13 protein-coding genes and 1 tRNA gene are annotated in these 12,658 nt (G+C 72.1%); 7 read left to right on the forward strand and 7 right to left on the reverse strand.

Annotated elements, in window-relative coordinates:
- Positions 1-141: 141 nt before the first annotated feature.
- A complete protein-coding gene (locus tag ACQEVM_RS36090; RefSeq protein WP_433086511.1) occupies positions 142-693 on the reverse strand; it encodes a YciI family protein in 552 nt (183 codons plus the stop codon).
- 1,413 nt (positions 694-2,106) lie between these two features.
- Between ACQEVM_RS36090 and ACQEVM_RS36095 the strand changes: the two genes are divergently transcribed.
- Both ACQEVM_RS36095 and ACQEVM_RS36100 read left to right on the forward strand, forming a co-directional pair.
- Positions 2,107-2,643 carry a hypothetical protein gene (locus tag ACQEVM_RS36095; RefSeq protein WP_433086513.1) on the forward strand — a complete coding sequence of 179 codons (537 nt, stop codon included), beginning with the start codon at positions 2,107-2,109 and terminating at the stop codon, positions 2,641-2,643.
- Between the two features lie 305 nt (positions 2,644-2,948).
- Entirely contained in the window at positions 2,949-3,227 is a 279-nt protein-coding gene (locus tag ACQEVM_RS36100) for a hypothetical protein (protein ID WP_433086515.1), read from the forward strand.
- Between the two features lie 131 nt (positions 3,228-3,358).
- On the opposite strand, the gene ACQEVM_RS36105 is transcribed toward ACQEVM_RS36100, so the two are convergent.
- Positions 3,359-3,435, reverse strand: a tRNA-Met gene (locus ACQEVM_RS36105).
- A 352-nt stretch (positions 3,436-3,787) separates the two neighbouring features.
- Here ACQEVM_RS36105 and ACQEVM_RS36110 point away from each other — a divergent pair.
- Complete coding sequence (locus ACQEVM_RS36110; protein ID WP_433086517.1) at positions 3,788-4,387, forward strand: DUF4232 domain-containing protein; 600 nt, start codon at positions 3,788-3,790, stop codon at positions 4,385-4,387.
- Between the two features lie 73 nt (positions 4,388-4,460).
- On the opposite strand, the gene ACQEVM_RS36115 is transcribed toward ACQEVM_RS36110, so the two are convergent.
- The 4 genes from ACQEVM_RS36115 to ACQEVM_RS36130 form a co-directional block, all read right to left on the reverse strand.
- Positions 4,461-5,084, reverse strand: a complete 624-nt coding sequence (locus ACQEVM_RS36115) for a TetR/AcrR family transcriptional regulator (protein ID WP_433086519.1) — start codon at positions 5,082-5,084, stop codon at positions 4,461-4,463.
- The gene (locus ACQEVM_RS36120) at positions 5,081-6,205 is read right to left on the reverse strand and encodes a saccharopine dehydrogenase (RefSeq protein WP_433086521.1); all 1,125 of its coding nucleotides are present in this window, start codon (positions 6,203-6,205) and stop codon (positions 5,081-5,083) included. The genes ACQEVM_RS36115 and ACQEVM_RS36120 overlap by 4 nt, the downstream gene beginning before the upstream one ends.
- An 853-nt stretch (positions 6,206-7,058) precedes the next feature.
- A complete protein-coding gene (locus ACQEVM_RS36125) occupies positions 7,059-7,586 on the reverse strand; it encodes a hypothetical protein (protein WP_433086523.1) in 528 nt (175 codons plus the stop codon).
- A complete protein-coding gene (locus tag ACQEVM_RS36130; RefSeq protein WP_433086525.1) occupies positions 7,541-7,870 on the reverse strand; it encodes an acyl carrier protein in 330 nt (109 codons plus the stop codon). The genes ACQEVM_RS36125 and ACQEVM_RS36130 overlap by 46 nt, the downstream gene beginning before the upstream one ends.
- 352 nt (positions 7,871-8,222) lie before the next feature.
- On the opposite strand from ACQEVM_RS36130, the gene ACQEVM_RS36135 reads away from it, so the two are divergent.
- The 4 genes from ACQEVM_RS36135 to ACQEVM_RS36150 all read left to right on the forward strand — a co-directional run bounded on the left by ACQEVM_RS36135 (position 8,223) and on the right by ACQEVM_RS36150 (position 11,699).
- Entirely contained in the window at positions 8,223-8,843 is a 621-nt protein-coding gene (locus tag ACQEVM_RS36135; protein ID WP_433086527.1) for a hypothetical protein, read from the forward strand.
- Positions 8,840-9,691 (forward strand): DUF4097 family beta strand repeat-containing protein, encoded by an 852-nt coding sequence (locus tag ACQEVM_RS36140; protein WP_433086529.1) that lies wholly within the window; start codon positions 8,840-8,842, stop codon positions 9,689-9,691. Before ACQEVM_RS36135 ends, ACQEVM_RS36140 begins: the two co-directional genes overlap by 4 nt.
- A gap of 224 nt (positions 9,692-9,915) precedes the next feature.
- On the forward strand, positions 9,916-10,860 hold the full coding sequence (locus ACQEVM_RS36145) for an ABC transporter ATP-binding protein (RefSeq protein ID WP_433086531.1): 945 nt from the start codon (positions 9,916-9,918) through the stop codon (positions 10,858-10,860).
- Positions 10,857-11,699, forward strand: a complete 843-nt coding sequence (locus tag ACQEVM_RS36150; RefSeq protein ID WP_433086533.1) for an ABC transporter permease — start codon at positions 10,857-10,859, stop codon at positions 11,697-11,699. Before ACQEVM_RS36145 ends, ACQEVM_RS36150 begins: the two co-directional genes overlap by 4 nt.
- Positions 11,700-11,922: 223 nt before the next feature.
- Here the strand turns inward: ACQEVM_RS36150 and ACQEVM_RS36155 are convergent, their stop codons facing one another.
- A complete protein-coding gene (locus ACQEVM_RS36155; RefSeq protein WP_433086535.1) occupies positions 11,923-12,642 on the reverse strand; it encodes a hypothetical protein in 720 nt (239 codons plus the stop codon).
- Positions 12,643-12,658 lie beyond the last annotated feature (16 nt).

Genomic DNA, 12,658 nt, shown 5'->3' on the forward strand with positions numbered 1-12,658 from the left:
CTGAGCTGGGACGATATCGTTCGGTACGTCGCTACGACTGTTCTTGCCGATCAGCGCAGCGGACTGCCGGGTGCCGGGTGCCTGGTGTGGGTGCTGGGTGTCGCGGCAGTCGCGGGTAGCCCCGTGACCTCCGCGCGACCGTCATGTCGGTCGTCCGCCGAACTGCCAGTTGTGTACCTCGATCGCGGCATACCGGTCCGGGGTCAGGATGGCGCGTGCCGTCTCCGGGTCCGGCGCCCGGAGCAAGGCCGCCGTGCCCAGCCATGTGGTGCCGTTGTCGGACAACAGGGGCCCGTAGGCGATCAGTTCGTTTCGGTCGGCCGGCACGGCGAGGTCGGCGGGCCGGCCCGTTCCGAGGCCGAGTACCAGGTACCGGTTGCCGCCGGATCGGCCGCCGGGGAAGTCCCACATGGTGCGCCCCAGCAGGTTGCGCCACCGCCGCAGCAGTACGTCGCGGTAGACGCCGGCCTGGTGGCCGGGCTCGTCGAAGGCGAATGCGCGGGCGGTGGCGGGGTCCGGCAGGTCGACCATGTGCACGCTGCCGGTGGGCGTGCCGCCGTCCCGGGACAGGGTGGGGCCACGGGCGATCATCTCCCGCGCGTACGAGTCCATGTAGGACCAGTGCTCCTCCAACAGCTCCTTCCGCAATCCCTCGGAACCGGGCCGGTCTCGGTGGTAGACGAAGAACTCCATGCGCGAAGGATCTCGTCAAAAAGGCGGTCCGGTCGAGAGGCTTTCACGCACCGGCCGCCCGACGGCCCCTCCAACCGGCATGCGCAGACCCTCTGTGGTGCCCGGCCGGCCCGGCATGCTTCAACTCGCGCAAGGATCTGGCTCACCGCAGCCTGACGCTGCGCCGCAGCAGACGCTCGAACCGGGACCCGTCCACCTTGCCAAGCGAACAACACGGAACGGGGCGAAGAGTCTCTGAAGCGGCACCAGCTTGGTTCCGGTTCTACCTCCGGTCCTGCCTCCGGCTCGGCAACTGGTCGGTGGTCTCGGCCGCTTCGGGTTTCTTGGTGAAGGGCCGGACGACCGGCTGCTGCCTCGCGCCCGGAGTGCTGCGGCTCGGTAGCCGCCGCAGGCGTCGCCGGCGCCGCGCCGCGCCGCGTGGCGCGGCGTCCCGGACGGTACGGCTGCGGCGGCGAGAGGGGAGCGTGCATCCGACGCTTCGGTGAGTTGCGCGGTCAGGTGGGCGTTCCCCTGCCCACGACGCGACAGACCGCACGCCGCATGTCCGCGACACCTTGACCTGCGTGCGGGCCTACCCGTCCCGCAGCCGGTGTTCTCGCGTTGTCGGTGGCAGGGGAGAGGATGCCTGCATGACACTGCTGCCGATCACCGCGCCCGCCTCCTTGTCGGACGTCCACCACCTCGACCCCGAGGCCGACGGATGGGGAGTCAGGGTCGACCACGCGGTGGCGACGGCGGCCGGGGACACCTACGTGCTGGCCGGCCTGCGCCGCTACCGCGGACGTGCGGCCGGCCCGGCCGACCCCGCCGAGCAGGATTTCGGGTACCAGCTGATCACCCGCCACGGCTCCGACGGAGAGCCCACCGCCACGGCCGTCTTCGGACAGGCGGTGCCGGGCGGCGGCCCTTCGGTCATACAGGAGGGCGAGGCGGCGACCCTGGCCGTCCTCCCGGACGGCGCGATAGCCGTCAGTTCCAAGCCCGGCAGCACTCACGTCCTCTCCCCGGACCTGGACGAGGTCCTCGCCTCCTGGCCGATGACCTGGGGCTGGCAGAAGCAGCATGACGCCGGGGACGACCCGTTCGCCGCGTCGATCGCCGTCACCCCCGCGGGCCGGCTGCTGTGCATGACCTCCGAGTACGGGCTCTACAACTGGGCCGGCGCCCACCCCAACATCGTCGCCGTTTCCGAACCCGGTACCACCCTCGGCCCGGGCCGCAAGCCCGTGCTGCGCGCCATCGCGACGCTGGACGCGCGTACCCACAGCCAGAGCGACGCCGACTCGTACGCGCACGTGCGGTACGGCGACGAGCCGGTGGGGGGCGGCAACCGGCCCTCGCCCTCGTTGACCGAGGCCCCTGTCGGAGCTGACCGGGACCAGCGGCAACCTCTACGGCTACCTCGACTCCAAGATGACCCGTCCGGCAGCGCTCGGCGACGACCTCTTCGTCGTCCCGGTCTTCGGGAAGATCTACCGTTCGACCAACCGGGGGCAGGAGTTCAGCTTCGCCCTCGTCGACGACCAAGGCGCGTTGCGGGGCCGGCTCGGAGGCTTGCACCTGCGCGAGGACAGCCCCTTCACCCGCTTCGACTTCACCGTCGTCGCCGACCCGCACCGCGCCCGTGCCTTCCACCTCAACCGCTACGGCCTGTACGCGTGGAGCGCCGACGGGGTGCTGCGCGCCCGGATGTCCACTGCGGAGAAGCCGTTCAAGCCCCTCGTCCACTTCGCCCTGCTGGAGTGCACACCCGCAGGGGAGCTGCTCCTCGCCCACCGCAAGCAGCACCTGCTGCTGAGGGTGCAGGTGCCGCAGGACCTGGACGACCTGGCGGTGGCGGTGGAGGACGCGCTCAAGGCCTACGGGCGCGAGCGCACCGCGCTGAAGAGGCAGTACGCACCTGTGAACTGGCTCTGGTCGGACAGCACGGCCACCGTGAACCATCTCTGACGATCCGTCATCGCGATTGCCTTGCCGGCGCCGCTGCCGATGCCGATGCCTCCGGGGAGGACCGCGCCGACAGCACCGATGCCCGATGGGTCCGGCTCGCCGTCGGATGGCGGCCCCCTCGGGGGGCGTCTCTGCTTCCAGGCGGGGCTGCCGCATCCGTGCGACGCGGTGGCGGTCGAGCGTGTGGGCGTGGGCGTCCGGGCGTGGGCGGTCGAGCGTCCGGGCGTAAAAGAGGAGGACCGTTGTCGGTGCCGGGTGCGAGGATCGCCGGTGGTCGGAGAACCGACCTCGGCGGGGGGACGGACATGAACATCGAGAGCACGCACGTATGGCCGCGCGGGGCGACGCCGGCCGACATGTTCCGGTTGGAGGCGTGGCTCGCCGGGCACGGCTGGGAGGTCGACCCCACGGTCTACATGGCCGGCGCGGGAGGCGCGGCCGTGCAGGTGCGGCGTATCGACGCGGCTTGGGCCGACGGAGAGGTGGGGCTGCTGATCCTGCCCGCGGAGACCGTGGTGTGGGACGGGAAGCGGATGCGGATCGCACCCCGAGCCGCCGTTCCTGCTCGCTGCGCCGCCTCGTAGCCACTGGCGGGTCCTGCATGCGACAGTCGAATGCGCACCGTCGAATGCGCGCCGTCGAATGCGCACAGCCGAATGTGAGCAGTCGAATACGAACAGCCCCCTCGACCTGGTGGTCGAGGGGGCTGTCGTGTTGGTAGCGGGGACAGGATTTGAACCTGCGACCTCTGGGTTATGAGCCCAGCGAGCTACCGAGCTGCTCCACCCCGCGTCGGTAGGACCAACCCTACGCCACCGGCGGAGTGCTTCCGACCGAATTTTGATGCCGTCCCGCCTGGAGTGAGCCAAGGGGATGGGGCCGGCGGCGCCGCAGACCGGCAGGTCCGGGGCCTGCGATTCCTGACCGGCGTCGACAAGTCCCCTGTCCGGCACGGCTGATCAGTGCGGTACCGGGGGTGTGCTGCGGGGCGGCCTCGGGGGCCCACGAGTGCGGTGATGAGTTCGCGGGGCGCGGTCTTGGCCGGCCGCCCCGGTGGAGTCTGCTTCGTCTCCCGCGCATCACCCGTTCCCCACCGCCACGAGACGAAGGGACCCACGGATGTGGTGCGGCGTAGGCTCGCCGGATGAGCGGACAGGGGTGGGGAAGGCAAGTCGGCGCGTTGGTGGGGGTTTTGGCCCTGGTGGGGGCGTTGGCGGGGTGCGACGCTCTGGCCGAGGAGCTCGGGGAGGCGTATCCGTCGGCGAAGCCGGTGCCCTGTCCCGAGAGCGGCGTGCGCCTGCTGGAGGGCGAGGTGAACGCGGCGATGGGGCTGCGGGTGGCCGACGTACAGCTCCTGAACTGTGGTGCGAAGGTCTACGAACTGGAAGGCCACCCGCAGGTCCGCCTGCTGGACCGCGAGCGGCGGCCGTTGGAGGTGTCCGTGGCACCGGGGAACAACGGGGTGACGGGGGCGGGGGCGGGGCCGGTGACGGGGACGAGTGAGGACGCCGGGGACGGTGTTCCGCCGCAGAAGGTGGTGTTGCAGCCGGGACAGGCGGCTTCGACGGGGCTGGTGTGGCGCAACCTGGTGACGGACGGGACCACGCGGGCGACCGAGGGGTGGGTGCTGGAGGTCGTACCGAAGCCGGGGGCGCCCCGGCTGACGCTGGAGCTGAAGTACCCGGTGGACCTCGGGAACACCGGCCGCGTCGGCGTGAGTCCGTGGCGCACACTTTCCGGCTGAGTGCGCGAGCGCCGGCTCAGCGGCCGCCTTGAGCCGCGGGCGACGGGAGTCTCCCCGCCGCCCGGGGCGATGGTCAGGGACGGACGCCGCCCTCCAGCAGGGCCAGCACGGCCCCGCGCAGGCAGGCGTCGGTGCCCGCCGTGCGACGGCCGGCGATGCCGGAGCGGAACAGGGCTGACCCCTCCATGAGCATGACGAACACCTCGGCCCTGTGGTGCGCTTCGTCCACGCTCAAGCCCGGTGTCCGGTCCCGGAGGAACTCGGCCACGTGCGTGACGTACTGGTCGTAGAACGCGCGGACCGCCGCTGCCGCCTCGTCGTCGTGCGCGGCCAGCGCCCACACCTCGGTGAACAGCCGGACCAGGCGCGGGTCGTCGTGGTCGGACAGCAGGCTGTCGAGCAGCGCTTCGTACCCGTTGCCGTGCGCGGGGGCGACGGTGAGGGCGCTGACCCGTTCCAGGGACGAGGAGAGGACGCCTTCGAGGAGCGCCGACAGGAGGGCGGCGCGGGTGGGGAAGTAGTACTGGAGGTGGCCCAGGCGGACGCCGGCCTCCTCGGCGACGGCCCGCAGGGTCAGTTCGGACCCTCCGGACGAGGTGAGGACGCGCTCGGCCGCGTCGAGGAGAGCCGTACGCCGCTGGCGGCCCTTGGGCGTGGGTCCGGATCCCTTGGGCGTGGGCCCGGGTGCGGCGCTCACGCGGCGGCTCGCGTTTCGGTCCCGCCGCGGCCCGTACCGAAGGAGTCGTCCTCGTCGAAGACGATGCCGACACCGTGCCCGACGAGCAGCTCGACCGCACGGGCCGGATCCGGATGCTGCTCGGGGAAGACCAAACCCAGGGGCGCGGGGGAGCCGTCGGAGCCGAGGACGCGGCGCAGGCCCACGACCGCCCCGACCGCCGTCAGGTGGTGCTGGCCGAGCGGGTCGGTGACGGTCACGGTACGTGTCCGCCCGCGGTGGGTGACGTCCACGCGCAGCCGGGCCGTACCGCCCTCGCCCGGGGAGTGGAGCAGGGCCCGGCGTGCCGGAGCCCAGCGTTCTCCGCCGGCCCAGCGGAAGAATCCCGTGCCGCGCAGAGCGAGGATCGCGCGGGTCGCGGCCGGGGAACTGAACCCGATGCGGGTGGCCGCGGTGGTGGTACCGAGCGTCAGCGGCAGGGTGAACTGTTCCGGGGTGTCGATGCGCGCCACACGCAAGGGCGTTCCAGCGATGCGCACCGTGCGGGACTCGGTCATCGGAGAGGCGAGCCGGCGCCGCCCGCCGTCCACGACCTCGTACGCCACGCCCAGTCGGTCCATGAACTCGACGGAATCGGCTCCGGCCCGGTCGGCCATGTCCCACCGGACGGCGATCTCGACCTGCTCGGCGCCGCCCAGCTCCTCGGCAAGGGCTGCTGCGACCAGGCTGCTGACCCCGCCCATCCAGGCGGACGACAGCAACACCGGCGCCGTCGGCCGGAGCAGGGCGGCGACGGTGACCGCCCGCTGCACACGGCCGGTCCACCGGGTGATGTCGACGTAGGGCACGCCGGCGGACGCGGCGGCATGAAGCACCCGATCCTCCGGATCGTTGACCGAGCTGATGACGGCGCGAACGCCCGCCCGGAAGGGCGTGGGGTCCGCCAGGTCCCAGGCGCGCACTTCGGCCCCGACCTCGGCGGCCAGCGCCCTGCCGCGGTCGGGGTTGCGGCCGGTGAGCAGGGTGGGGGTGTCCGTGGCCAGGATGCGGGCGATCTCGGCGCCCACGGTGCCGTATCCGCCGGTGATCAGGACGGGGCCGGAGGGGTCGGCGTGCAGTTCGTCGAACTGGTCGGTGCTCATGGGTCACACTCTAGGTCGGATGACCTAAAAATGCGATTCCCCTCGTCGGCGTTCAGGTGTTCAGGTGTTCAGGTGTCCAGGCGTCCCGGTGTTCCGGTGTTCCGGTGGCCAGGTGTCACGACGTCCCGACGTCCCGGTGTCCCGACGTCGCCCAGAGGCCGCGCGCCGTCGGTCGCGCCGCTGTGGCCACGGCCGTGGACCGGTCGGTGGATGGGGTGCGCGGCGGCTGCGGAACGCGATCCTGTCCACCCGGCGCCATCCCGGCCGGCGTCAACTCCAGGACCGCCACGTGGATCGGACCAGCCGTTCGCGCGTGCTCGACGTCCTCGTCGCCCGGCTGTCCACGCCCGCCCACGCCCGTCCACGCAGTCGATGCCGTGAGCCCGTACCTGCCGGCCACCCGCTCCTCAAAGGAACTCCTCAGTGCCCCGACGGCCATGCGCTGTCCGGAAGTAGCCTAGATCGGGACGCACTTCGAGCTGTGAGGTCTGCTCGGGACCCGCTCCCTCCACCTGGAGGGCGAGTCCGACCGGCAGAACGAATGGCAGAAGTGGGGATCCTCGGTACCGCTCCCACTCGCAGTTGACTTCCGGGAGCATGCCGCTCGCCGTCTCCGGCGGGAGTGAGTCCAGCTCACTCGCGGTCAGCCGGCCGATGACCTCGGTGCTGTGCGGCCAGTCCGGGCGGTGCCCGGAGCGGGTGCCAAGGGACGTCTGCCCGGGAGGTGGGGGCGCGCTCACGTGGACGGCGGATGGGTGCCCCGCGCGCCCCGCGGTCGGCACGCCCGGCAGTCGGCGCGGCGCGCAGGACCGGTCCGATCAGCCCCCGTGGACGGTGCCCGGGGGCCGCGGGGTCACTTCACCCAGCCCGTGTAGCTCTGGCCGCCGTGTGGGGCGCGCGGTTCGGGGCGGCGGCCCGGCTCCTCGTGGCCGAGCATCGCCGAAGCCGCCCGGACGAGCCAGGCGTTGACCGACAGGCCCTCCCGGCCGGCCGCTTCCTCGATCCTGGACTTCAGCTGCTCGGGCGGACGGAAGTTGATCCGGGAAGTGGCGCCGTCCTTCACGGAGGTGCCGACCGCCAGTGGCGGCGGCGCGACGTCGAGCGGCTGTGCGGCGGGGCCCCCGGCCGGGTTGTCGGACGGCGGAAGGGTGACGACGAAACGCGGGTCCAGGCCTCGCAGCCGGACCTCGACGGAGCCCGGGGCGAGCTCCCGGGTGATCTCGTCCGCGGCCGTGGACAGGGCGTCGAGCAGGACCAGCCGGACGGCGGAGTTCAGGGGCGCGACCAGCCGTTCGGCGACTTCGCGCGTCTGCGCGTCGCCCGCCTCCGCGGCGGTCACCAGTTCCTGCCGCAGATCGTCGACAAAGCGCATGAGGTCCATGGCGTCATCCTCACGTCGGCGTGGGGCGACGTGCAAGTCGCCCGGCTCGGCCCGAGCCGGGCGCCCGGGCTACGCCGGCGCCCGGGCCAGGCGGTGTCGTGGGTGCCGGCGGCCAGTTCCTCGACGAACGTGACGAACAGGGCCGCGGTGGAATGAGCGTAGAAGTCGCTGACCGTCACGCGGGACAGACCTCGCTCCCGCAGGGCGCCGAGCGCGTGCACGACCAGGAGCGAGTTGCCGCCGAGCTCGAAGAAGTCGTTCGACCTACGGCACCACCCCGCCACACCACCTCCCATGCCGGGGTGGCCCGCGCCGGCGCACCGGCCGGGGGGATGGAGGGCAGCACGGTGAGCGTCGAGGGGGCCATGTAGTCGAGGGGGCCATGTGCTCGGGAAGGAGCTCGGCGTACTCGGGAAGGACTCGGTGGGCTTCGTCCGGATCTCGTCCAGCTCGATCCGGTGCCCATGGACGTTGACCCGATTCCGTTGGCGCCATCGTGGCGCCAACGGAGATGTGCCGGCGCCAACGGGATGGATTCAGCCCGGCCACCCCTTTGGCTGGTGCGATCGAACCTCGATGAAGAATGGCGTTTTGACGGGGTTGTGTATGGCGCCATAGTTCTGCCATTGTGGCGCCATGAAGTCGACGCCCTTCGTCGAGAACGTCCGCGACGAGTTCCTTCTCGCCGCGGAGGCAGCAGGGGAGGAGGCCCTCGCCGTCGCGGAACGCCTCGCTTCCGCGCTGGAGGCCTCCGTACGACTGACCCTCCTCGGTGCTCTGTCCGCGGCGGCGGACGAGGTCTCCCGCGACCTCGCCCCGCAGGCCGTCGAGGTCCGGCTGCGCGGGCTTGACCCCGCTGTCGTGGTGAGCCCACCGGCCGGCCCTCGCACCGCGAAGGCGCCACAACCGCAACCGGACCAGCAGCCGCAACCGGACCAGCAACCGGAGCCGTACCCGCCCGCCACCGAAGAGGACGGGGCTCCGGCACGCGTCAACTTCCGCCCGCCGGAACACCTCAAGGCGCGCGCATCGAGGAAGCGGCCGCCGGCCGGGAGGGCCTCTCGGCGAACACCTGGCTGGTCCGGGCTGTCACCGCGCCCCTGGGCGGGACGTCCCGCCCCGAGGACCCGCCGGTGCAGGAAGGGCAGTACGACGTGGGCTGGGTGCGCTAGCGCACCCGCCCGCACCGACGGTCCGCCGGCGCACAGCCCGCACGGCCCGCACCGACGGCTCACCAGGGAAGGCCGGCAAGCATGACAACGTTCAAGACCCCGGGACCGATCTCGGCTCGCATCGAGATCCCCCACGGCAACCTGTCCATCAGGGCGGGAGACCGCGACGACACCGTCGTCGAGGTGCGTCCGACCGACCCCACCGACCCCGCCGACGTCAAGGCCGCCGAACAGGCCCGCGTCGACTGCACACAGGACCGGCTCTCGGTCCGCGTCGCCGGACAGGGAATCCACTGGCCGGGCGCCGGCCGCCGGGTCGGTTCCGTGGACCTGGAAGTCGAACTGCCCGCCGGATCCCAGGTCCGCGGCCGCGGCACCGAGGTCACCCTGCGGGCCGAGGGCCGGCTCGGCGAGTGCCGGTTCGAGGCCGCGCACGGCGACTTCCGCTTCGACGAGGCGGGGTCGCTGCGGCTCAGCACGTCGCGGGGCGAGATCGCCGTCGGCCACGCCGTCGGCAGCGTCAGGATCGGCAACGGCTCGGGCGGCGTCCGCGTCGACAGGATCGACGGCTCCGCCCACATCGGCAACGACCACGGCGAGACCCGGATCGGGGAGGTCACCGGCGAGCTGCGACTGAGCGGCATGAACGGCGACTTCCACGTGGAGAGGGCCCACGGAGACGTCGAGGCGAAGACCGCCCACGGCCGGATCCGGCTCGCCGAGATCATCCGCGGCACCGTCGTGCTCACCGCCTCCTCCGCCGAGATCGAGATCGGCATCCGGGAGGGCACGGCCGCCCGGCTCGACGTGAGCACCCTGACCGGAAGCGTGCACAACGGGCTGAAGGCCGTCGGCGGTCCCACGACGGGAGACGAGATCGCCGAGGTGCGCGTGCGCACCTACAGCGGCGACATCACCGTCCACCGATCCTGATCACTGACACCGATCCTGATCACCGCTCACCGCTCACCGCTCACCGCTCACCGCTCACCGTTCCTGAACGCATCCCGCCCACCCCGGAGACGGGCCCCGGCACACCTGCGAACGCGGACAGTCGAGGCCGGGTGGGCCCGGGGGTCCTTCGTCCCCCCGTGGCTCCTGGGCCGCCGCCCGATCGTTCCCCCACCGGAGAGACGTGCACCCATGAGGGAAGAGTCATGACAACAGTCGATCGGGTCGTGATCGACGTCGAAGGCCTGCGCATGAGTTACGGCACCGCCGAGGTCCTGCGGGATGTCACCTTCCGCGTCCGGCACGGGGAGGTGGTCTGCCTGCTCGGGCCGAACGGAGCGGGCAAGACGACCACGCTGGAGATCCTCGAGGGCTTCCGCACCCGCTCCGCCGGCCGGGTCGAGGTCCTGGACACCGACCCGGCGCACGCCGACGAGCCCTGGCGGGCTCGGGTCGGCGTCGTCCTCCAGTCCTGGCGCGACCACGGTCGCTGGCGGGTCCGCGAGCTGCTGGCGCACCTCGGCCTCTACTACGCCCGGTACTCCACCGAGTACGTCCGGCGCCCCTGGGACACCGACGAGCTCGTCGCCGCGGTCGGCCTGACCGCGCAGGCGGACAAGAAGGTACGGATGCTCTCCGGCGGCCAGCGCCGCCGCCTCGACGTCGCCGTGGGGATCGTGGGCCGCCCCGAACTGCTCTTTCTGGACGAGCCGACCGCCGGACTGGACCCGGTCGCCCGGCGCGAGTTCCACGACCTCGTGGCCCGCCTCGCCCGCGAACAGGACACCAGCATCGTCCTGACCACCCACGACCTGCACGAGGCGCAGAAACTCGCCGACCGCATCATGATCCTCAGGGGCGGCCGGATCATCGCCGACGGCACCGCCTCGGAACTGGCGAAACGCATCGTCGGCGAGGACGAGGTCCGCTGGTCGCGCGACGGCTCGCAGTACCACCGGACGACCTCGGACTCCACCAGGTTCGCCTTCGACCTCTTCCGACAGTACGGGGAGTCGATCACCGATCTGGAGATCCGCAAGGCGACGCTGGAGGACACCTACCTCTCCCTGGTGCGGCAGCAGGCCGACGCCGGCGGAGCCGAGACCCGGGCGGCCGCCCCGGCGCGAGAGTTGGGGGAACCGGCCCGATGAACAGGACCGCACTGCGCGCGGGATGGGACCGCGGCGGCATCGAACTGCGCCAGTCGTTCACCAACGGCGGCGATCTGTTCAACCACTTCCTCTGGCCGGTGCTGATGCTGGTCGTGCTCTACTTCCTCAGGGACGTGTCCTTCGGGGACAACGGATTCGAACTCGGCACCCTGGTCCTGCCCGGCATCCTCGGCATGAACGCCGCCATGGCCATGGTCTCGATGAGTCAGCTGCTGACGGCGGAACGCGAGGACGGAACGCTGCTCAGGGCCAAGGCGACCCCGCACGGCATGCCCGCCTACCTCATCGGAAAGATCATTTCCGTGGCGGGCGGCGTGATCGTCGACCTCGCCATCTTCCTCGTTCCGGCCCTGTTCCTCATCCCCGGCCTCACCGTCGGGGATCTGGGTTCCTGGCTGACGCTGGGCTGGGTCCTGCTCCTCGGCCTGGTCGCCACCCTGCCGATCGGCGCGGTCCTGGGATCGGTCTTCAGCAGCGCCCGCAGCCAGGGCCTGCTCACCCTGCCCATCCTCGCCATGATCGGCACCTCCGGGATCTTCTACCCCATCACCTCGATGCCCGAATGGGTGCAGTGGGTCGCCCAGGTCTTCCCGATCTACTGGCTCGGCCTCGGCATGCGCTCGGCCCTGCTGCCCGACGACGCCGTCACCGTCGAACTCGGCGAGTCCTGGCGCCACCTGGAGACCGTCGGAGTGCTCACCGCCTGGGCGGTGGTCGGCTTGGTCCTCGCCCCGATCGTGCTGCGCCGCATGGCCCGACGGGAGTCCGGCTCGACCGTCGCCGCCCGCCGCGAGAAGGCCATGCAGCGCGTCGGCTGAGAAACCGGAGCCGCGGCTGCCACGTACCGTCGTACATCCCTCCGCGCCGCTCCTGCCGCCCCCGCGTGCCATCGCGGGGGCCGCACCGGCCATCCCGTCACCGGGACAACGCCCGTCGTACGAAACCTCCTTGACCCCGCGGACCGCCCGCAGAGGACGAGAAGCCCACCTGCCCCGCACGCTGGTACGGGTGCGCGGCGCGGGGGCGTGCGGTGGCCGGGGGTCACCAGGTCACGGTGACGAGTACCGTCCCTTCGGTGGTGCGGACCGACACCCTGCCCGTGTCGCCGTAGACCTCGCGCCGCCAATCGGCGAAATGCCGGGCGAGGCGGAGTGCGGCGTCGCGGCTGAGGGCGTCGTCGGTGAAGTGGGAGGCGAAGGTGATGCTCGCCTCCCCGGCAGCGCTCACCTTCCGGACGCGGGTCTCCCGCACGGACTCTTGGGAGACGGTGCCGTCGTCGGCCTTGGTGAGGTGGGGTCCGAGGTAGGCCTGGAAGTCCCGGGTCATGTCGAACCAGTCCGCGGGCCCGCAGGGGCCGCCCCCGTTGCCGATCTCCCCGTCGGTCGGCGGCCCGGCATCCCCGCCGGCGGTCTCCTGGTCGGTGGGTGGGCCCGCGTACCCGCCGGTCTCCTGGTCGGTGGGGGGTCCGGCGTTGCCTCCGGTCTCTTCGTCCGTCGGTGGGCCCGCGTACCCGCCGGTCTCCTGGTCGGTGGGTGGGCCCGCGTACCCGCCGCTTTCCTCGTCCGTCGGCGGCCCCGCGTACCCGCCGCTCGGGGCGTCGGTCGTCGTGTCGAGGCCGCAGTCGGCGGTCGGCGAGAGGGAGGGCGCGGGCGCGGGGCCTGCCGCCCCGCCCGATGCCGTGCCGCCGCACCCCGCCACCAGGGCGCACAGGAGCCCCGCCACCACCACGCGCCCGGCCGCCGCAACTGTTTTCCCCGCCATGTACTTCCCCCTCGGT

The sequence above is a fragment of the Streptomyces sp. CA-243310 genome, assembly GCF_050936775.1.
GTDB lineage: Bacteria > Actinomycetota > Actinomycetes > Streptomycetales > Streptomycetaceae > Streptomyces.